A 19,645-nucleotide genomic window follows, 5' to 3' on the forward strand; every position below is an offset into this window, starting at 1 on the left:
TCCGAAGAACATTTTTGAAAGCATACAACTATATATATAGCATAAATATGAAAAATATGAACAGAAAATTCAATTTTTATGATGTTGTTATCAAAAAAGTAACGTATTGGTTTATCAAACGAAAAAAAATGATTGCTAAGATAATTGTGGGGGGGGGAATATGATCAAGAAGGTCAAGACGGGAATTCCGGGGATGGACGAAATCCTTCACGGCGGAATTCCTGAGAGAAACATCGTGCTCATCTCTGGAGGACCCGGTACCGGAAAGACGATCTTCTCTCAGCAGTTCATATGGAACGGACTTCAGATGGGGGAACCCGGCATCTATGTTGCACTCGAGGAACACCCCGTTCAGGTGAAGAAAAACATGGAAGTTTTCGGCTGGAACGTTGATCCTTTTGAGAAGGAAGGAAAGTTCGCCATAGTGGACGCGTTCACTGGTGGAATCGGTGAATATGCCGAGAAAGAAAAATACGTCGTAAAAGACATAGACGATGTCAGAGAGCTCGCCGAAGTGCTGAAGAGAGCGGTGAAGGAAACACAGGCAAAAAGAGTTGTGATCGATTCTGTAACCACTCTCTATATCACGAAACCCGCAATGGCAAGAAGTATTATCTTCCAGCTCAAGAGAATACTCTCCGGTCTTGGATGTACATCGCTCTTTGTGAGTCAGGTGTCAGTCACTGAGAAGGGATTCGGAGGTCCTGGTGTTGAACACGGAGTGGACGGTATCATCAGACTGGATCTTGATGAAATCGATGGAGAGCTCAAAAGAAGTTTGATCGTCTGGAAGATGAGAGGAACGTCTCACTCGATGAGGAGGCATCCGTTCGAAATAACCGATAAAGGAATCGTCATACATCCTTCGGAGGGGGGTGAAGAAAAATGAAACTCAACTTCAATCCCGTGACCAAAGAGGAGATTCACCAGCTCGAGATCGCTTTGCTCGTTGGTACACTTTTCAGAAAGGAAGTGCTCGAGGAGATCAGAAATTCTGCTGAGAGGCTCACCTGGGTTGACAGCCTGGCGGTGGCCGCCGGTGCCCTCGCAAGGGCAAAGGCAGGAATGACAGCTTCCGAAATAGCAGAGGAACTCGGAAGGACAGAAGCAACAATCAGAGAACACGTCAAGGGAGAAACCAAAGCCGGAAAGCTGGTGAACGAAACTTATGAACTTCTGAAGGAAGGAAAGTTGAGTGTGGAAGGATTGATAGGTGAGGGTATCAAGGTAGTCACTACTACTACTGGTAGTGACGAAAAGCTCCAGGAAGTCAAGAAAGAGCTCGAAGAAATCAAACAGAAACTTGAAAGTGTGATTCAGAAACTGTGAGGCGGGGAATCAATCCCCGTCTTTTGTGAACAGAAGAACCACTATTCCTCCTGAAAGCACAGCAAGACCCAGTGTCGAAAACATAAGAGAGTAAGACTTTTCTGCGAGCAATCCCGCCAGGAAAGGTCCGATGGTTGCTCCAAGAAATCTGGCAGAGCTCAAAAGACCAAGTGCTCTTCCCCTCTGAAGGTAGTGGAATCTTCTTCCAAGAAAATTGTTCGATCCGTTGATGAAAGCTCCAAAACTCGCTCCCAAAAAGGCATAAGCCAGCACTGGTGCCCAGTTCTCAGGTATCATCATGAGAAAGGGAACCAGTGAAGACATGAAAATGCCTAGAACACTTATGAACTTCGGATCTGTTTTTTCAACGAGTTTTCCAAAGAAAAAATGTGATGGTATCTGGATGAGTGGATTCACAGCCGTGACGAAACCTATCGTTGAAGCACTATAATGAAATCTTTCGTTTAGATAGACAGCTATCAATGACATGGAGCCGGAAGTTCCCATCTGCCTCAAGAGACTCCCCAGGTACAGTGCCCAGATTCCATGCTCCATTACCTTTCTTCCAAAATGAAAGTCTTCCTCTTTCTTCTTTTGGATCTTCTCTTCTTTCAACCCGAGAGCAGGAATCACGGATACTGCCACGACTATCGAAAAGAAAACAAAAGCGAGTTTCAGATCCATGAACATCAGCAGAAAACCTATGGAAATCCTGCTCAGAAGCATCCCAAGTGAATTTGAAGAGTTGTAAAGTGAAAATCCAAGTGACATTCTCTTTGCAGTGCTGCTGAGCGCCATGGCAGCGGGAGGATACATTCCGTTGAAGAACGCTATGATCATAGAGACGAACAGAAAAGCAGAGGGAACGTTTATGACCGCGTACAGAGGATAAAAAGCAGATGCTAGAACGAGGCTCAATATGATGAATACCTTTCTTTTCCCAATTTTGTCCGAAATTCTTCCCCAGAAAACGTTAGAAAAGGTGTTCATTGCCCCTTGCAAACTGGAAAGGAGCCCTATCATAAAGAGAGTTGCTCCTATTTCTTTCATGCGAAGCTGTATCAGAAGATTGAAACTCATGGTGCCCATAGAACGAAAAACATTGGTGAGAAAGAACATCCTTCAACCCTCCAGCAATTAGTTCGGCATGTGAATTATTTTATCACAACAATGAGAAACATCAAACATCAGAAAAATGAAGTGTAGAAGAAACCCGCCTGAAGCGGGTTTCTAATGAATTTGAAGATCATTTTAAAGATTACAATTTAAATACTTCCATCCCTTTTTCTAATTTTTCTGCAATCTGATCCAGTTTATTCATGGCTTCGGACAGTGTATTGACAGCCTTGGCCTGTTGTTTCATCGCTTCTGCGATTTCGTTCATTTGCTCCGCTACTTCTACCATTGATCTGCTTGCGTTGTCCATGGCGCTGCTCATTTCTTCAGCCGCCGCGCTCTGCTCTTCAGCTATTGCTGCGAGATTTTGAATCTGCGACACTATGCTGGATATTCCCTGAGCTATCCTGTCAAACTGGCTCGCTACAACTTCTGCTCTACTGCTTATGTTCTCCACTGCCTGCACCGTTCCTCTCGTCTCTTCGTTCGCTTTCACCACTTCCTGGCTGATCTGATTCAATATCTGTCCTATTTTTTCCGTCGCACTCTTGCTCTCTTCTGCAAGTTTTCTTATTTCATCCGCCACAACTGCGAATCCTCTTCCCGCTTCTCCCGCTCTCGCCGCCTCTATTGCCGCGTTCAAGGCAAGAAGGTTCGTCTGCTCTGCTATCGAGTTGATCGTATCGAGTATCTGTCCTATGTTCCTTGCGTGTTCGTTCAACTCCTCTACAACACTTGCTGTTTGTTCTGCCCTGCTTCTTGCCTGTTTTATCATCTCGACTATTTCTTTGATGGCCTTCTCACCTTCTTTTGCTGATTCGCTGACCTGTGTAGATTTTTCTGAGAGATCCTGAGCTGCTCTGGAAACGTTTTGAGCGCTCGCTGCTACTTCCTCAACCCCACTCGTCAATTCCTGAATCGATGCCGATGTGTTACTCACGTTCGATTCTACATTTTCCACCTGCGATGTTACTTCCTCGATAGTTGAACTGACTTCCTGAGCTACGGAAGCCACACTTTCTGCGTTTCGTTTTATTTCAGATGAATTGTTCTTTATGTTTAAAGCTATTTCTCTGAGGGATTTAACCATATGTGTTAGAGCATTTCCAAGTTTTCCGATTTCATCCTTTGAATTGAGCTGGATTTCGACAGTCAAATCACCTCCAGCAATCTTATCTGAGATAGATGCAAGGTGTTTGAGCGGTTCCGAAATATATCTTCTCGACATGAAGAGCGCAAAGACTATTGCAGCAACCAAAGAAACAAGAGTGATGGTTATAAGAACCACCGTGGATTCTTTCACTTCGCTGTAAACGATTTCTTCTGGTACCACGATAGCGTATATCCAGCCGTTCGGTAGTTTTTTGTACCCAGTTCTTCTTGGAATACCATCGAACACGTATCCAAACACGCCGCTTTCCGATCCTGCATGCCACTTTTTAAAGAAATCCGTGTCTTTTATGTTTTCGCCTATGTAATCCTTTTTGCTGTGAAGAGTGATAGTACCATTTTCATCGACAAGAGCGCTCATATATCCCTTTTCTACACCTTTTTTGAAGAGCTCATCAACCAGTTTTGAACAGTCAAAATCAAGGCCAAGAACACCTACGATTTCCTGACCGATCTGGACCGCTTTTGCGATTGTTATGATGGTTTTTCCAGTTGAAGCATCCGCGTAAGGATCGGTGATGACGATTTTACCTAACTTAGCAACTGCGTCTTTGTACCATGGTCTCACCCTTGGATCGTATCCTTCTGGAAGTTCTTGCTCTGGAACCAAATACATCCTTCCATCTTTCAAACCTACATAGACATTCATAACGTTTGGGTAGCTCTTCAGAACTTTCTCGAACAAGCTTTTCACATCTTCTTCGTTGGTTTCATCCCTGTACAGATTGATCACACCCTCATCGCGGGAAAGCAAATCCACAAGTTGTGTGTGAGCCTGTAAGAAGTTCCACAGTGCATCGGCGCTTCCTTCTGACTGGGTCAGAAGGTTCATATCAGTGTGTTCCAGCATCTTGCTTCTAATCGTTATCGTACTCAAAGTACCAACAAACGTTATACCTGCACCAAGTATCAGCACTAAGATCATGATTTTCCAGAAAACAGGTAAGTTTTTCACGGCAACACCTCCTTTGCGTAAAATTATAACTGCAGTTCATTGTATTTTCATCTGCTACCCGTCTGCCTAGGAACAAGAGACTTTATCCACTCGACAAAAGCGGGATAATTCCTCGTCTGGACATAAATTCTTCCTGGGCCTGTGAAGGTACACACCAGACCTTCTCCACCGAAGAGTGTGGATTTCAGGCCACCAAATGTTCTGACGTTCCACTTCACCGTTCCATCGAACGCCACGACATGTCCTGTGTCAACGGTAAACTCCTCTCCCGACTGGAGTTCTATAGATTTTATTCCTCCAAAAGAAGAAACGGCCACATCACCGTGACCAACGAATTTCAAGAGAAATATTCCTTCACCAGAGAAGAATGACTTCAAACCACCGAATGAAACGTCCATTTCCACCGAAGGATCACATGCCAGGAAAGAAGTCGATTGAACGTAGAGGATGTCTTTCAGAGGTATCACGTCTATATCTCCCGGAAGCTGAGGAGCCAGACCGACTTCACTTTCTCCGCGGGAGATGTACGTGTTCATGAAAAAGTTCTCCCCGCCCAAAATGGCTCTTTTGAGGGCTTTCCAGACACCTCCCGTTGCTGAAGTGTTAACTTCGATGGGTCCTTTCATGTAAACCATCGCACCCGGTTCTACCACAACACTCTCCCCAATCGAAAGAAACACCTTCAAAAGAGCGTAGCTACCTTTCAGTACGATTTCGTACTTCACCCTTTCCCCTCCTTCTGTAAAACTCACAGTGATTCTTCAGAAAGCACTCTTCACACAGAGGATTCTGCGGTTTGCAGATTCTTCTTCCGAATTCGACCATAGAACCGTTGATCGGCCCCCAGAGATCTTCCGGGAGCAATTTCTTGAGGGCTTCTTCTGTTTCTTCCGGTGTTCTTGTCTTCACCCAACCCAGTCTGTTGCTGATTCTGTGAACATGCGTATCAACCGCGAGGGCAGGTTTTCTGAAACCCACCCACAGCACTATGTTCGCTGTTTTTCTTCCCACACCGGGAAGTTTGAGCAGTTCTTCCAGCGAATCGGGAACTCTTCCGCCGTACCTTTCCACGAGGATCCTGGATATCTCCACGATTCTCGCGGCTTTTTGCCTGTACATCCCGGACTCCTTTATCAAATTGTAGAGATCCTCTGGTTTTGCCTTTGCGAGTTCCTGCGGTGTTCTGTAAACTTCGAAGAGCTTCTTCGACGCTTTCTCTGTGTTCTCGTCGCGCGTTCTCTGGCTCAGGACAGTGGAGATGAGAACTCTGAATGGATCCGTTTCTTTGTGGTTCCTTGGAAATCGCTTCACGATTTCTCTTGCCAGCTCTTCTATCAAAGTACCACCTCACAGTTTTTCCATGAGACTCCTGTAAGCAACGTAGGTTTCGAAGAGGTCCGCCTTCGAGGAGATTTCAAAAGGAGAGTGCATTCCGAGAAGGGCAGGTCCCATATCGATCACATCGGATCCTCTCTCAGCAAAGAACTTGGCAATTGTTCCTCCTCCGCCCTGGTCCACCTTCCCGAGGGTGGCCACCTGCCAGATGACTCCCTGTTCGTTCAGCACTTTTCTCACACGAGCTACAAATTCAGCGTGCGCGTCGTTCGTGGAGTATTTTCCCCTTGCACCCGTGTACTTCACAAGAGCAACTCCGTATCCCAGTTTCGGAGCGTTGTGAAGATCGTGGACATCTTTGTAAGGAGGATTCACGGCAGCGCACACATCTCCGGAGATGACAGAGGTATTCTCAAGAACTTCATCGAGCACGAACTCCGAATCTTTCGCACCCTGCATTTTCAGAATTTGTCTGAGGGCTTTCAAGTAGAATCTGGCTTTTGCTCCCGTGTTTCCGTCGCTTCCTATTTCTTCCTTGTCGAAGAAGATCACACCTATCGATTTTTCGGAATTTGCAGACAGAAGCGCTCGAAGAGCTGTGTAGGCACATATCCTGTCGTCCTGTCCATACGCTCCTATGAGACTTCTGTCTATTCCTACCTCTCTCGGTGAGAAAACAGGAACCACTTCTATCTCACCGCTCACGAAGTCCTCTTCGGTGATACCGTACATCTCGTTCAAAATCTTGAGAACGTTCGTCTTCACCGCTTCTTTTTCTTCTCCACTGAGGGGGATCGTTCCGGCTATGAGCATGAGGTTTTCTCCTTTGAACTTCTCAGAGATCTTCGCGTCTTCCTTGTCGAGATGCGGAAGAAGATCTGGAATCGTGAAGACGGGATCCTCCGGTTTATCCCCTATGTGAATCTCTATCTCCGTTCCATCGTTTTTGAAGAGAACACCGTGTATTTCAAGAGGAATGCTCAGCCAGTGATACTTCTTTATTCCTCCGTAGTAGTGTGTTTTGAACAGGGCTATTTGTTCGTCTTCTATCAACGGATTGGGTTTGAAATCCAGCCTCGGAGAATCTATGTGCGCAACCACAAGGTTCAGACCTCTTTTCAGGTCATCCACCACACGAAAGGCGGCGATGGCTTTTCCCCGGTTCACAGCGTAAACTGTCATGTTCATGGGATCCCCCGCGAAGTCTTCAAGAGGAACGAATCCCGATTCGTCGAGGATTCTCTTGATTTCTTTCACCGTCATCCTTTCGGTTTTTGCTTTGCTCATGAATTCTATGTACTCTTTCGAAAAGGCTTCTATCTCCTTCTTCTTCCTGTGGTGCCAGACGTTTTTCCTTTCCATTTTCATCAAACCACCTCCGTTTTGTAAGGCTTCATTTTAACTCCCTCAAAGACAACCTCTTCCCCTGAAAGATTGTGAAACACCTTCAAAGAATGCTGATCATCGTAGAGTCTGTACACAAGGAACTTGTCCTCTTTGCACAAAAATTCGAGCTTTGCCCGATCGATCCACTGGTTTTCCTTTCTGAATCTCGTCCATCCCAGCGTGTGTGAAAGAATCGAATCGGGATCTTTCTTCTGGTATTCCACAGAGACACCAGAGAAAGGCCCGTTGTACGCGGGCCACTTCCAGAAGGTCTGTCCCTCAACGCACATACTCTCATTCCACGGAAACGGATCCAGAACGACTTCTGTGTTCGGTTTCTGGTAAATTCCTTTCATTCCAAGCTCATCCCCATAGAACACGAGAGGAACTCCCGGGAGAGTGAAAAGAATGGAAATCGAAAGTTTGATCTTTTCTTTGCTGAAGCCTCCTTCAAAGCTTGCAAGCCTTGACATGTCGTGATTCGAAGTAAAATTCACCGGGAGGTAGTCTTTGCCGACAACGGCCCTTTCGATCGACTCTATCAGAACTCTTGTGTTCTCTTTCCATACAGCTTCCTTTATACAGTGGGATGTGTCAAAGTTGAGCATGTAGCCAAATATTCTGCCGTGTTCATCCACCATTCTGGCCTCTGCCCATATTTCCGCGAGGAAGATGCCCTTCAAATCGGAAAGAAAGTACTTCCAGAAGCGAACGTTCTGTTCGATCGTGTCCCTCATGTGCTTTGCTGCGTCGAACCTGAAACCATCCACTCCCATATCAAGAAGGTGGAGAACCAGCTTTTTCATTTCATCGAATACCTGTGGGTTGTCGTAGTTCAAATCGGGTGAAAAAGGTCCAAAGAGTCCTCTGTAGAACCTTCCATCTTCCAGGGGATGCCAGATCTTTTCTCCATCCCACTCTCTTCTCTCGTCCAGATCCGTCTCTTTGTTTGCCCATACGTAGTAATCTCTGTAGTGTGGATCTCCTTTCAGCGCCTTCTGGAACCACGTGTGGAGAAAGCCTGTGTGATGGATGGGAAGGTCAAGAACGACTTTTATTCCGCTGTCGTGGAACGCCTCGAGCATCTCTTTGAACTCTCTCACGCTACCGTACTCAGCTTTGAAAGAATAAAAATCCACCACGTCGTACCCGTGAAAAGATATGGAGGAAAAAACAGGCATGAGCCAGACAAAGTCAATCCCCAGTTCTTTCAGGTAGGAAACAGCGTTTTTCAATCCCCTGAAATCTCCCACACCGTCGAGGTTTCCATCCCTGAAAGATCTCACGTAGATCTGATAGCCTATCATCCCTCTATCCTCCTTGGCTCAACAAGAATGGTTTTGTAGTTCGTGTATATCACCATACCGGGTTTGAACCCCTTAGGTTTTCTTACATATTTTATAAACGTGTAATCGACCGACACTTTCCCGGAGTTTTTTCCCTTCGAGTAACCGGCTGCGAGACTCGCCGCATACTCCACGACTTCCTGAGGCACCTCCTTTCCTTCTGTCTTCACCACAACGTGAGCTCCCGGCATTTCATGAGCGTGGAACCACAGGTCCTCCTTCGAGGAAGTTCTCACGAGTTCATCGTTCTGTTTGTTGTTTCTTCCTATGAGAATTTTGAATCCGCCGTAGTACACCTCTCTGAAACGGGTTTTCTTTGATTTTTGTTTTTTCGTTTTCCTCTCTTTCAGGAGTCCAAATTCTCTCATTTCTTCTTCTATCTCTTCGAGTGTTTCCAGATCTTCCGCGTCTTCGATCGTCTGCCACAGCTGATAGAGATACTCTTTTTCCCGCTGTATCTCTTCGAGCCGTTTTTCTACCTGTTCTTTCTTTCTCTGCAGTTTTTTGTAGGTATTGTAGAACTTCTGAGCCGTCTGGGCAGGATCTTTTCCCACATCCACAACGATCTTTTCGTTTGTCTCCCAGTCCGTGAGTTCGACCTCTCCGGATTTTCCCTTTATACTCCAGAGGTTCTGAACGATGAGATCGCCGAGTTTTTTGTATCTTTCGGCTTTCTCTGCTTCGGAAAGTTCCCTCGAAAGTTTTTCTTCAAGATCCTCCAGATCTTCAATTCTATTCACAACCACTTTGATAAAACGATTTTTGGTGTTTTCAAAGGTGGATTTTTCTTCTTTCCATCTCACAAATTCGTTGATACCCTCGGAGGGTTTTTCAAAGTACCTTTCTTTGGGGCCCAGCATGGTGAACCTGAAGGCAGAAACTTCCACAGGGTGTGAAGCTTCGTAATAAACAAACACCCCCGGGAGTTCCAGCTCCTTTTTTATCTCCTCAAGAACTTCGAGTATCTTCCCTCGATTCACAGACCTCCACGGAGTATTCAGCTCGTAGCCGGTTCTGTGGATCAACTCCTCCACGGAGGCGGGAGAAAAGCCTTCAAGAAGTGAAAGGAGAACGTTTCGAATCGTTTTTTCACTCTCTGGGGGAAGTTCTTTCAATTCAAAAATAGATAACTTTCCAGAGGGAAAAATCACGAACTCCCTTCCGGGGAGGATTTCTCTCTTTTTCGTTACAATGCGTCTGTGTGCGTCAACGATTCTCCCGTCTCTGACCAGTATCATGTTCGAGTGGATCCCCATTATTTCGATGTAGAGATCTTTTTGAACGATTCCCTCTATCTCATCGAATTTCTCGAAGGAAAACCGCAGTGTTCTGTCCATCCCAATTTGTTCTACCTTTAGAAGTTTCGCACCTTTCAGTTCCTTTCTCAGAAGCATCGTGAACGAAGAGGGCATCTTCTCCGATGCCTCTTCTTTTTCAGCGATCGTTACATGGGAAACATCGGGTCTCAAACACACCCGAACGGTCGCACTTCTGAAAAGAAAATAATAATCAACCGTTGTTGGTTGATAGATCTGCCTCAAGTGTTCTCCTTCGAGTTCCTTTAACTCTCTGACTGCTTTGTGCAGAAGCAACCCATCGAAGGGCATATCAATCGACCTCTATACCGAATTTTTCTATGATCTCAAACACTTTCTTTATATCCTCCGCGTGCTCTTCGTTTCCACCGGGGGTTTCCAGGATCCACGGAACTTCCTGGATCTCTTTGAAGGAGAAAAACACGGCAAAACCTTCTTCACCTATGAATCCGCTTCCTATTCTTTCGTGTCTGTCTTTTGCCGCTCCGAGGGGGTATTTAGAATCGTTCAGGTGTATCATCTTGAGTCTTTCCAGGCCAAACAGGGTTTCTATTTCGTTTAGCAAGGCTTCGACACCCTCCTTTTTTGTGATGTCGTATCCAGAGTCGAACCCGTGACACGTATCGTAGGTGACAGCCACACGGTCTTTTTGATCGACGAGATCTCTGATCTTCTTTAGCTGTTCCAATTTGTATCCGATATTTCCTCCTTTTTGTGAAACGTTCTCAAGGAGAATTACCACACCTTCGGTGTTGTTCAGCACTTCGTTCAGTCCTCTTACTATTCTGTCTATTCCCTCTTCCTCTCCTGTCCCGAGATGGCTTCCGGGGTGAATGTTCAGATACCTTATACCCAGCTTTCTGCAAATTTCCACTTCTTTTTTCAAAAGTTCAACGGATTTCTGCCAGATGTCCTCCTTTGGACTGGCAAGGTTTATGAGGTATCCACTGTGACAGAACGCATTTTCCCAGTCGATACCGTTTTTTTTCATTTCCCTTTTGAATTTCGTGGCGACCTCGTCAGAAGGGAGTTTTGCACCCCAGGACCGGGCGTTGTGCGGGAAGATCTGGAAGGAGTTCCCCCCAATGTTCACTGTGTCTTGTGGTACCCTGTCAAATCCTTTCGAGATGGGCATGTGAGCTCCTATTTTTATCATGCTTCTTACCCCTTTCCCGCGGTGATATAATGAAACAGTGCATGGAGGTGACATCGTGTGGATCACCGCACTCGTTGTTCTCGGATTCACTCTATATTCATTTTACACCTGGGCGTTTCTTGTTCGTCACAGAAAGATCATCTCGTACATAGAAAGGGATATTTTGGAGTTGGAAGAAAGAGAGAAGCTCTTCAGAAGAGAAGTTGCCTCAGGAAATGACTTTGTCAAAGAAAAATACGAGAAAATTCTGAAGCTCCTTGAAAGGGCCAAGGAAGACTACAACTTTGAGGTAGAGAAATTCAACAGGAAACTCAAATCACCTCTTTATTTCATACCTGCAAAGCTTTTTGGAGAGGTTCCCTTGGAGAAGAAAGATTAAATTTTCTTTTTGCGCTCTTTCCATATCTTTTCCGCCTCTTCTAAGGAAATCTTTTCTTCCCAGAACAGCCAGGGCTTCCTGTGTGAGATCTTTTCCACCACCTTCTGAATGGCACTTTCAAGGTCTATTCCGTAATCTCTCTGTGCCACTGCTGCCACGAGAAGCGCGTCGTAGATGAGATCTCCTATCTCTTCCTCGAGATTTACGAGGTCGTTTTTCTTCACAGCTTCAGCGACTTCTTCTATTTCAGAAGCGAGGGCTTCAAGCAGAGTTTCAATGCTCTGTTTCTCTAACCAAGGGCACTTTCTCAAACTTCTTTCGATGATTTCAAGAAGTCTCTCTACCATCCCTTGACCTCCTCCCAATCCCCTGAAGGGGATGGGACTTTTGGTGGCTCTCAGGCCACCTTCCATGGAGCCAAAGATGCTCCATGGCCACAGAGGTGTGGATGAAACCTCACACCTCTGACGGGGGCCAAGCCCGCTACTACCTGGCCTGTGCCAGGATACCTTTTCCAGATGTTGATTGCTCCAACTCCGTCCCTGTGATACTCAAAACCGCAGGCTTTGCAGTGGTATCTTCTTCCGTTCGGATTGTTCTTTGCACCACAGACAGGACACGTCTTGCTTGTATTCGCTTCTGAGATGAGTTTCACTTCGATTCCGAACTGCTCTGCTTTGTACCTTATCATCTCGATGAGTTTTCTGAACTGCCACTGGTGGATCTTTTGGTTCGCGTTGTCGCTGTAGTCTGCTCTTTCTCTGATCCCTGTGACGTCTCCTATCACGATGGTTCTGATTTGTTTTCTGAGGCACAGTCCGATGAAACTGCTTGTGATCTTGTGCATGATGTCGTTGATCTGGTTTCTGAGCCGTCTCAGGGCTCTTTTCTTTGCACTAACAAGCTTGTTGTACCTTCTTGATCCCTTCTTGCACTCTGCTATGGCAGACTGAAAACTTGCAAGGCGTTTGTTTCGATAGCGAAGAGTGCTGCTGAGGACTCCTCCGTGGTAGCTGATGACTTCTTTTCCATCAAAGCACGTGATGGGACGGAGCACTCCAAGGTCGACCGCCATAACACCAGAGCCAGCATTCTTCTCTTCAATCTCCACCTCTATCGCAAGGTGGAGATAGTATCCATCTTCAAAGACAAGTCTTGCCTGTTTGATGCGAAGGGGAGGTTTGAGAGGTGTTTGTACAACAAATGATTCTCGTTCTTTGCCCAAAGACAGTCTTAGGGTACCGTCTGGCAGAAGTTTTACAGCGCTTTCTTTCCATATGAACGGCAGATAGCGTTTTTTCTTGTGGGGAGGTTTTGCATCTTGATTCTTTTTGGCTGCTTTGAAGTACCCTTTGAGGGCTTGAAAGTAGAGCTGAACAAATGCCTGCTTTGAATGGACGTGGATTTTGATGTTTTCTGCCCAGCGGAGGATGTATTTGTCTGCGGCAGGCCAGGACAGCCAGAAGCCTTTCTTTTGGTGTATCTTTTGCACGAGAGACATCGTTTTGTTGTAGATTCTTGCTGCTGTGCGGTTGAGTTCTTCGCATGTTTGACTCAGGTGTCTTGGTACGGCGAGTTTGTAGGTTCGTATCACACGTCTTGACATTCCTCGATGTACCTCCTGATAGTTTCTTCAGAGGCATCACCAGCTGTTCCAACGTAGTAACTTCGAGCCCAAAGGCCCTCTTTGGTTCTAAGCTCTGGAAATTTCTCCAGCAGTTTCCTCGCTGAAACACCCTTGAATAGGTTTGCTATCTCAGCCGGTGAAAATCTCGGAGGCGCCGATACAAACAAATGAACATGATCAGGCTGAATAGAGAGGGCCAGTATTTCTATTCCGTGTTGTTTTGCTGTGTTGCGGAGTATTCGTTCAAGTTCTTCAGCTATGGAGCCGACCAGGATTTTTCTGCGGTATTTAGGTATCCACACAAAATGATAGTTCAGATTATAATGACTCCACCTTGTCTTCTTGATATGCATACCTATCACCACATTCAATTATATCATAAGATAATTAACACCACAACAAACCTATCCCCCTGAAGGGGGATAGTAAGTGGTTGGGGTTCTGTCATTCTATTTGCTTTTAGAATCAGCTCTTTTGTTTCCATGCTCAAAATTTCTTTCAATTTCATCACGCTCCTAAATTCGATGAATTCTATAATATATTATAGGAAGTTCTTAAAATTTGCATCACAAAAAGGAGGTGAGAGTATGAAAATCGGATTCCTCAGCAGATGGGGTGCCACGTGCGGTGTGGGGATGCACGCAGAGATACTTGCAAGAGAGTTCATCAGAATGGGACACGAAGTTGTGGTCTTTGCACCAACAGAAGAGAGTGCCAGCAAGGAAGTTAAATACTACAAAAGAACGGAAGCCCAGGATCCGGAGTTCGTGAAGAGAGAGATCTACACGGAAGTGGACAACGTAACAGAGGAGGGCTGGGTGAAAGAAGAAGAGATTTTAAAGGAAAACCTGGACCTGCTCATAATAGAAACCTTCTGGAGAGTTCCGGTAAAACCACTCACCAGGCTCATAGAAAAGCTGAAGATTCCGGTTATTTCCGTTTTCCATGAAGCAAACATCTTCAAAGCAAGAGAAGTGGTGAAACTGCCCTGCGATAAAATCGTGGTTTTCGATAGAAGGTTTTACGATGAGATTCTGGAGTTTTACGAGATCCCCCGGGAAAAGGTCGAAGTGATCAGCTACCCGGTTATGAAACCCTACGATGTGGAACCAGAAAGACCCGTCAGTGAAGACAAGTTCCTGTTCTTTTCGTTTGGAAGACAACCCGTCGAAGAATACTGTGACTTCCTCAACGCCCTGAAAAAACTCAGAAAGAGATTCGACAACGTTCACTACTGGATCATCAGGTCAGATGGAAGGGTGGATTACGAGGCTGAGTGGATCACTCAGTGGCAGAAAAGACCAACCGTCGAAAAACTCTACAGTTATCTGAAGGGATCGAACGTACACCTTCTACCAAAAGGAAACACTCCGAACGTTGTTGTGTCTTCTACCCTGTATCAGATCATAGCGAGTGAAACCCCCATCGTCATAAGAGACAGTAGATTCGTTGAAACCATAGAGACCGACGCGTACGGATTCGGCCCCATCGTGAAGTACAGAAATATTCACGATCTGGTTCACAAGCTCGAGCTTTTGATGCTGGACAGAGAGCAGGTCGAGGATATCAAGAAAGAAGTGAGGGTTTTTGTGGAAAAGTACGGCGGTGACAAGATCGCTCAGGAATTCCTGGATCTTGCAAAGACCATCACCAAATGAGGGGGTAGCCTCCTCATTTTTTCACCAGCACCCTTATAACCCCGGGGATTATTGAAAAGAAAATCTTCTTGGCCCAGAAAGATTCACCATCGAATTCCACCGGTTCATCTCTTTGAAACTCCACCACCACCTTTTTCGCCTGATAACCCTCCACCCCGGGATGTTCCAACAGCTTTCCGTTGAACACCCTGTGCAGGTTAGCCAGGATTCTCAACTTTCCTATGTCGTTTATCACTGTCACAGCAAGAAGGCCGTCGTCTGGCACAGCGTGGGGAAGTTGGTTCATGCCTCCTCCATTGTATTTACAGATCCCAACGTTCATGGAAAAAACCCTCTTCTCCCACACCTTTTCATCGATCTGGATCCTGGCAGTAGGGGGATCGTATTCGATGATAGAGGAGAAAATCCTCGAGAAGTAAGAAACGCGGTTCTTCCTCTTGAGAAGGTTGGTCCTGTAGGTCACAAATCCGTCGAAGAAAAGGCCTGCAACATTCACGAACGCGCGCTTTTCTATCTCTCCGCTCGCTTTTTCGTATTCACCTACTCCCAGATCCTGAACGAATTCTTTTCCATCTTTCAATGTTTTGATCGCTTCTTCGATCTCAAGAGGAACGCCGATCGTTCTCGCCCAGTCTTTGCCGCTTCCGAACGGTATCCACCCGAAGACAACTTCTCTTAAATCGTATCCGTTCAAGAAGATCCCGTTTACCACCTCGTTTACCGTTCCATCTCCACCGAACGCTGCTATTCTTCTGTATCCCTCTTTGAAAGCCTTCTTTGAAATTTCCATCGCGCGACCTGGCCTTTCTGTGAAGGCAACCTTGTGATCTATCCCGTGTTTCTTCAGAAGATCTTCGACTCTGTCCCAGATTTTTCCAGCTCTTCCTCCACCCGCAGCGGGATTGTAGATCAGGAATACCATGTTCATCCCCTTCCGATCAGAGCAAGCAGAATAGATACAGCAAAGGCTCCAAGACTCACAGAGAGGAACTGCCATCCTTTTTTATCGTAGAACTTTTTCTTTTGATTCTGCTTCTTCTTTATAGCACGTGTTCCAAGATCGAAAAACACTATCGCGATGAACAAAAGTCCAAATCCGGCAAAGAACAGAAAATCCGATACAAATCTCAAAGTCTCACCTCCGCAGGGGATATTCTACCAAAAAAAGGGCAGGAAATCCCTGCCCTTCTTTAGTGTTTCTGATTCCTTTACTCAATAAGGCTTCAAGGATTCTTTATAGATTGCTTCCACCAGATTCTCATCTACTTTCATTGGTGCCAAATTCAGCAGAAGATCTAATGCAGGAGTTTCAAAAGCAAGCCTTACAAGTTTAGGGATGTCTTTTTCAGAAAATCCAACATCCGCCAGTTTCTCTTTGACACCCAAGTTAAAAATCCACTGTTCAAGTTTTGAAGCAGCTTCTTCCGCTTCATTCGGTCTTCCTTTTAAATCAGGAATTATAGGCTGATATACGTAAGCAAGTATTTGTGGTTTCGCTTTATATGTGTATTTAAAAACAGCTGGAAGCAGCATAGCAAGTCCCAAACCATGGGGAAGATCGGGTTTGATAGCACTCAGCGGATGTTCAAGAGCATGCGTGAGATGTAGCATACCATTATCGAAAGAGATACCTGCTATTGCAGAAGCATACATCAGGAAGTAACGCGCTTCTAAGTTATCAGGTTTTTTGAGAACCTCGGGTAAGTATTCAGATATCAATTCCACAGTATTTCTTGCAAGATTTATTGAAAATGGATTTCCTAAAGAAGTTGTAGCTGCTTCTGTGATATGATTCAGTGCATCAAGAGAGGTATAAATACTTTGTTTTTCTGGAAGACTTTTAGTTAGCTCTGGATCATCGATAGAGAAGGTTGGATAAATGCAATCATAGGCTATTGGTGGTTTGTATTCTTTTTCCAGAATAGATGCCACTGCAAATCTATCGACTTCTGTTCCTGTACCATGTGTTGTGTTTATGGCAATTATGGGTTTTGCTTTTTCGGGTATGAACTTTTGTTCATACAATTCTTCAGCTGTTTTTTCAGGATACTCAAGTAATATTGCGACACTTTTTGCAGTGTCGATAGGGCTTCCTCCGCCTATTCCTATCACGGCTTGAGCGTTTATTTCAAGCGCTTTTTTTGTAGCCTCGTTTATCTGTTCGGTTGTGGGATTTGGTGTCACATCATCATAAACTACGTATTCTATACCTCTCTTTTCCAAAGCAGGCTTCACTTTATCCCATGCACCTGTAACTTTGTACGCAACTTTGTCACTAACAACTACCACAGACTTTATACCTCTTTCCTTCAGAAAATCCAGTATATCCTCGATTTTAGCTAATGCACCCGCCCCAAAGTAACAAGTCGTTTTTGTTCTTATTTCAATTACATTTTTGATGTTAATCTCTTTGGACCACATAATCTATCACCTCCTGATTTTCATTGTACCCGGACTTTCTTCATTGTGAATTTCATAACAATTACATTTGTGAAAATTTTCTCACACGACTATTCTCACCTCGTATCCCTTTGCGATCAACACCCTCTCTATCTCTTCAACGTGTTTTTCATCGACCGTCTCAAGCTCGAGCTCTATTTTGGCAAAACCAATGGGAACTTCCTTTGCGGAGCGATTGTGAAAAACGGAAAGGACGTTTGCGCCGAGTTCCGCCACTATCCCGAGAAGCTCTTTCAGGGCACCAGGTCTGTCCATCACGAACGTTTCTATGAACACTTTCCTTCCGCTCTTCACGAGTCCTTTGTTTATGATTCTGTCTATCATGTTCACATCTATGTTGCCACCGCTTATCACGATCGCTACCTTCTTTCCCTTCACATCCAGTTTGTTCAAAACAGCGGCCACCCCCACTGCTCCTGCACCTTCAGCAACCACCTTTGCTTGCTCAAGAAGGAAAAGGATGGCATCCGCTATTTCTTCTTCGTTCACCACGACCATCTCATCGACGTACTTCTTCACCAGCTCGAAGGTCAGGTCACCGGGCTTTTTCACGGCTATTCCATCGGCAAGCGTGGGTTTACCCTCGACCCGCTCTGCCCTGCCCCTTCTCAGTGAAGCGATCATGGAAGGCATGTTCTCCGTTTGAACGCCTATTACTTTAACCTCAGGATTCATCGATTTGATCGCAACGGATACTCCCGAAATCAAACCACCTCCACCAACGGGCACTACCACCACTTCCACATCCGGAAGATCTTCCATTATTTCCAACCCTATGGTTCCCTGCCCAGCGATGACATGAGGATCGTTGAAGGGATGCACAAAAACCGCACCTGTTTTCTCCTGTATTCTGAGAGCTGCTTCGTAGGCCTCATCAAAGATGTTCCCCTCAAGAATCACTTGAGCTCCAAGATTCCTCGTTTTGGTGATTTTAGAAAGAGGAGCGTACTTCGGCATCACGATGGTAGCGGGAATACCGAAGATTTGAGCAGCAAGTGCCACTCCCTGCGCGTGGTTTCCAGCGGACGCGGCAACGACTCCTCTCTTTCTTTCCTCTTCGCTCAGGTGGGCTATTTTATTGTACGCTCCCCTTATTTTGAACGAACCGGTCTTCTGGAGATTTTCCATCTTCAGGTAGATCTCTCCACCTGTCACTTCGCTCAGAACAGAGCTGTAAGCAAGAGCGGTCCTGTGCACCACATTCTTCAGCGTTCTTTGGGCTTCTTTTATATCCTCGAGTGTGATCACGAGAAACACCTCCCGGTTTTCTGAGCAACCACAGTTTTAATCTTACTCCAGGCCCGAACTCGTTTGAAAGAAGGAGTTTCTCATTTTGCTTGTGAGAAATTCACACTTTTTTCACAAAGAAGAGTATAGAATTTTACCGTCAAACAATCGAAAAAGGAGGTATTCGTATGAAAAATCTCTTCGTGGCGCTGTTGTCTCTCGTTTCTGTGCTGAGCTTTTCTGTTTCTCTGAATGATGTTCTTCAAACCGCTCTTGCAAGCAGTACAGATTATCAAATCGCGCAGATCAACTTAGAATCCGCGACGATGGACTACGAAAAAGCAAAACTCGAAGCAACGAACAAGAGATCAGAACTCTCCGCAGAACTCAGCTACTACAACAACCTTCAAAGCTACAGAAACTCGCTGAAATCCGCTTATCAAGATGTTCTGGGAAGGATTTTCAATCTCCTGACCGCTGACCTTTCCTACGAAATCGCACAGCTGAACTTCGAAAACGCCCAGGAAGACTACAAAACCAGTCAGGAGCTTTTCAAGAAGAATCTCATTTCCGAGAACGACCTGAAAGATTCAGAGCTCACCCTCGAAGAAGCCAGCAACAACCTCCTTTCCGCCCAAAAAGACCTTGAAGAAGCCCAAAAAGATTATGAGGAGATCTTCAGCGTGGAAGTGAGTGAAATAGAGCTTCCTCTCATCGATTATCAGAACCTTGTGAGTGAAGACGAATACCTCGACAATCTTTCTTCCGTCAAGATCGCGGAGCTGAACATGAAGATCGCTGAATACGATCTCAACAACCTCTCCGCTTCCGCTTCGAAGTACGAACAGAAAAAGGCAGAGCTGAATTACAAGAAATCAAAGATGAACTACGACGAAGCTTTGAAAGAAGCAAAAGACAGCTATAAGAGCACCCTCGATTCTCTGGAAATCGCCTTCTTGAATTTGAAAGTACTGAAAGAAAAGGTTGACCTCAACGAGAACATCCTCAAAGATTACCAGGAAAGATACGAAAAGGGACTGATCTCAAAGAAAGAACTGAACACCCAGAAGATCAATCTTCTCAACACCAAAAAGAACTACTTCAATTCGCTACGCAGCTACTACACTTCGATCGTGAACTTCCTGATAGACGCTGGAAAAGAAGTCTCCTTTTGAAGAAGGTGGT

General features: G+C 45.4%; 20 protein-coding genes. 5 read left to right on the forward strand and 15 right to left on the reverse strand.

What is annotated here, in order from left to right; all coding sequences use genetic code 11:
- Positions 1-160 precede the first annotated feature (160 nt).
- Together TRQ2_RS02875 and TRQ2_RS02880 are read left to right on the forward strand one after the other, a co-directional pair.
- Positions 161-889 (forward strand): KaiC domain-containing protein, encoded by a 729-nt coding sequence (locus TRQ2_RS02875; RefSeq protein WP_011943170.1) that lies wholly within the window; start codon positions 161-163, stop codon positions 887-889.
- Entirely contained in the window at positions 886-1,329 is a 444-nt protein-coding gene (locus TRQ2_RS02880; RefSeq protein WP_012310618.1) for a transcriptional regulator, read from the forward strand. Before TRQ2_RS02875 ends, TRQ2_RS02880 begins: the two co-directional genes overlap by 4 nt.
- A gap of 9 nt (positions 1,330-1,338) precedes the next feature.
- Here TRQ2_RS02880 and TRQ2_RS02885 read toward each other — a convergent pair whose 3' ends face one another.
- The 8 genes from TRQ2_RS02885 to TRQ2_RS02920 form a co-directional block, all read right to left on the reverse strand.
- Positions 1,339-2,448 carry an MFS transporter gene (locus TRQ2_RS02885; RefSeq protein WP_011943172.1) on the reverse strand — a complete coding sequence of 370 codons (1,110 nt, stop codon included), beginning with the start codon at positions 2,446-2,448 and terminating at the stop codon, positions 1,339-1,341.
- Between the two features lie 139 nt (positions 2,449-2,587).
- A complete protein-coding gene (locus tag TRQ2_RS02890) occupies positions 2,588-4,570 on the reverse strand; it encodes a methyl-accepting chemotaxis protein (RefSeq protein WP_012310619.1) in 1,983 nt (660 codons plus the stop codon).
- Between the two features lie 47 nt (positions 4,571-4,617).
- Positions 4,618-5,295, reverse strand: coding sequence for a TIGR00266 family protein (locus TRQ2_RS02895; protein WP_008193539.1), 678 nt, complete (start codon positions 5,293-5,295; stop codon positions 4,618-4,620).
- The gene (nth, locus tag TRQ2_RS02900; RefSeq protein ID WP_011943175.1) at positions 5,267-5,908 is read right to left on the reverse strand and encodes an endonuclease III; all 642 of its coding nucleotides are present in this window, start codon (positions 5,906-5,908) and stop codon (positions 5,267-5,269) included. Before nth ends, TRQ2_RS02895 begins: the two co-directional genes overlap by 29 nt.
- A 9-nt stretch (positions 5,909-5,917) precedes the next feature.
- The gene (locus TRQ2_RS02905) at positions 5,918-7,273 is read right to left on the reverse strand and encodes an aminopeptidase (protein ID WP_012310620.1); all 1,356 of its coding nucleotides are present in this window, start codon (positions 7,271-7,273) and stop codon (positions 5,918-5,920) included.
- Positions 7,273-8,598: a 4-alpha-glucanotransferase gene (mgt, locus tag TRQ2_RS02910; RefSeq protein WP_012310621.1), complete on the reverse strand. Its 1,326-nt coding sequence runs from the start codon at positions 8,596-8,598 to the stop codon at positions 7,273-7,275. The genes TRQ2_RS02905 and mgt overlap by 1 nt, the downstream gene beginning before the upstream one ends.
- Positions 8,595-10,244 (reverse strand): NFACT family protein, encoded by a 1,650-nt coding sequence (locus TRQ2_RS02915; protein ID WP_012310622.1) that lies wholly within the window; start codon positions 10,242-10,244, stop codon positions 8,595-8,597. The genes mgt and TRQ2_RS02915 overlap by 4 nt, the downstream gene beginning before the upstream one ends.
- A 1-nt stretch (position 10,245) precedes the next feature.
- Complete coding sequence (locus TRQ2_RS02920) at positions 10,246-11,109, reverse strand: deoxyribonuclease IV (RefSeq protein ID WP_012310623.1); 864 nt, start codon at positions 11,107-11,109, stop codon at positions 10,246-10,248.
- A 55-nt stretch (positions 11,110-11,164) separates the two neighbouring features.
- Between TRQ2_RS02920 and TRQ2_RS02925 the strand changes: the two genes are divergently transcribed.
- Positions 11,165-11,488 (forward strand): hypothetical protein, encoded by a 324-nt coding sequence (locus TRQ2_RS02925; protein ID WP_012310624.1) that lies wholly within the window; start codon positions 11,165-11,167, stop codon positions 11,486-11,488.
- Here TRQ2_RS02925 and TRQ2_RS02930 read toward each other — a convergent pair.
- The 3 genes from TRQ2_RS02930 to tnpA are packed head-to-tail and all read right to left on the reverse strand — an operon-like array spanning position 11,485 to position 13,468.
- Positions 11,485-11,835: a MazG nucleotide pyrophosphohydrolase domain-containing protein gene (locus TRQ2_RS02930; protein ID WP_012310625.1), complete on the reverse strand. Its 351-nt coding sequence runs from the start codon at positions 11,833-11,835 to the stop codon at positions 11,485-11,487. The two genes, TRQ2_RS02925 and TRQ2_RS02930, sit on opposite strands and share 4 nt — an antisense overlap.
- Before the next feature lie 50 nt (positions 11,836-11,885).
- The gene (locus TRQ2_RS02935; RefSeq protein ID WP_012310626.1) at positions 11,886-13,094 is read right to left on the reverse strand and encodes an RNA-guided endonuclease TnpB family protein; all 1,209 of its coding nucleotides are present in this window, start codon (positions 13,092-13,094) and stop codon (positions 11,886-11,888) included.
- Positions 13,079-13,468 (reverse strand): IS200/IS605 family transposase, encoded by a 390-nt coding sequence (tnpA, locus tag TRQ2_RS02940; protein WP_012310627.1) that lies wholly within the window; start codon positions 13,466-13,468, stop codon positions 13,079-13,081. The genes TRQ2_RS02935 and tnpA overlap by 16 nt, the downstream gene beginning before the upstream one ends.
- A 234-nt stretch (positions 13,469-13,702) precedes the next feature.
- On the opposite strand from tnpA, the gene mds reads away from it, so the two are divergent.
- Positions 13,703-14,773: a GDP-mannose:di-myo-inositol-1,3'-phosphate beta-1,2-mannosyltransferase gene (mds, locus tag TRQ2_RS02945; RefSeq protein ID WP_011943183.1), complete on the forward strand. Its 1,071-nt coding sequence runs from the start codon at positions 13,703-13,705 to the stop codon at positions 14,771-14,773.
- A gap of 13 nt (positions 14,774-14,786) precedes the next feature.
- Here mds and TRQ2_RS02950 read toward each other — a convergent pair whose 3' ends face one another.
- The 4 genes from TRQ2_RS02950 to ilvA all read right to left on the reverse strand — a co-directional run bounded on the left by TRQ2_RS02950 (position 14,787) and on the right by ilvA (position 18,481).
- Positions 14,787-15,695, reverse strand: a complete 909-nt coding sequence (locus TRQ2_RS02950) for a diacylglycerol kinase family protein (protein WP_012310628.1) — start codon at positions 15,693-15,695, stop codon at positions 14,787-14,789.
- A gap of 2 nt (positions 15,696-15,697) precedes the next feature.
- Positions 15,698-15,904: a hypothetical protein gene (locus tag TRQ2_RS02955; protein WP_004083158.1), complete on the reverse strand. Its 207-nt coding sequence runs from the start codon at positions 15,902-15,904 to the stop codon at positions 15,698-15,700.
- 81 nt (positions 15,905-15,985) lie between these two features.
- Positions 15,986-17,194 carry an iron-containing alcohol dehydrogenase gene (locus TRQ2_RS02960; protein ID WP_008193562.1) on the reverse strand — a complete coding sequence of 403 codons (1,209 nt, stop codon included), beginning with the start codon at positions 17,192-17,194 and terminating at the stop codon, positions 15,986-15,988.
- 81 nt (positions 17,195-17,275) lie between these two features.
- The gene (ilvA, locus tag TRQ2_RS02965) at positions 17,276-18,481 is read right to left on the reverse strand and encodes a threonine ammonia-lyase (RefSeq protein ID WP_011943186.1); all 1,206 of its coding nucleotides are present in this window, start codon (positions 18,479-18,481) and stop codon (positions 17,276-17,278) included.
- Positions 18,482-18,648: 167 nt separating this feature from the next.
- On the opposite strand from ilvA, the gene TRQ2_RS02970 reads away from it, so the two are divergent.
- The gene (locus tag TRQ2_RS02970; protein ID WP_012310629.1) at positions 18,649-19,635 is read left to right on the forward strand and encodes a TolC family protein; all 987 of its coding nucleotides are present in this window, start codon (positions 18,649-18,651) and stop codon (positions 19,633-19,635) included.
- Positions 19,636-19,645: the final 10 nt, after the last annotated feature.

It is taken from the genome of Thermotoga sp. RQ2 (assembly GCF_000019625.1).
GTDB classification, from domain to species: Bacteria; Thermotogota; Thermotogae; order Thermotogales; family Thermotogaceae; genus Thermotoga; species Thermotoga maritima.

Coding starts and splice junctions, on each gene's coding strand:
- TRQ2_RS02875 (WP_011943170.1), top strand. CDS start 161: ATGATCAAGAAGGTCAAGACGGGAATTCCGGGGATGGACGAAATCCTT.
- TRQ2_RS02880 (WP_012310618.1), top strand. CDS start 886: ATGAAACTCAACTTCAATCCCGTGACCAAAGAGGAGATTCACCAGCTC.
- TRQ2_RS02885 (WP_011943172.1), bottom strand. CDS start 2,448: ATGTTCTTTCTCACCAATGTTTTTCGTTCTATGGGCACCATGAGTTTC.
- TRQ2_RS02905 (WP_012310620.1), bottom strand. CDS start 7,273: ATGAAAATGGAAAGGAAAAACGTCTGGCACCACAGGAAGAAGAAGGAG.
- mgt (WP_012310621.1), bottom strand. CDS start 8,598: ATGATAGGCTATCAGATCTACGTGAGATCTTTCAGGGATGGAAACCTC.
- TRQ2_RS02915 (WP_012310622.1), bottom strand. CDS start 10,244: ATGCCCTTCGATGGGTTGCTTCTGCACAAAGCAGTCAGAGAGTTAAAG.
- TRQ2_RS02920 (WP_012310623.1), bottom strand. CDS start 11,109: ATGATAAAAATAGGAGCTCACATGCCCATCTCGAAAGGATTTGACAGG.
- TRQ2_RS02930 (WP_012310625.1), bottom strand. CDS start 11,835: ATGGTAGAGAGACTTCTTGAAATCATCGAAAGAAGTTTGAGAAAGTGC.
- TRQ2_RS02935 (WP_012310626.1), bottom strand. CDS start 13,094: ATGTCAAGACGTGTGATACGAACCTACAAACTCGCCGTACCAAGACAC.
- tnpA (WP_012310627.1), bottom strand. CDS start 13,468: ATGCATATCAAGAAGACAAGGTGGAGTCATTATAATCTGAACTATCAT.
- mds (WP_011943183.1), top strand. CDS start 13,703: ATGAAAATCGGATTCCTCAGCAGATGGGGTGCCACGTGCGGTGTGGGG.
- TRQ2_RS02950 (WP_012310628.1), bottom strand. CDS start 15,695: ATGGTATTCCTGATCTACAATCCCGCTGCGGGTGGAGGAAGAGCTGGA.
- TRQ2_RS02960 (WP_008193562.1), bottom strand. CDS start 17,194: ATGTGGTCCAAAGAGATTAACATCAAAAATGTAATTGAAATAAGAACA.
- TRQ2_RS02970 (WP_012310629.1), top strand. CDS start 18,649: ATGAAAAATCTCTTCGTGGCGCTGTTGTCTCTCGTTTCTGTGCTGAGC.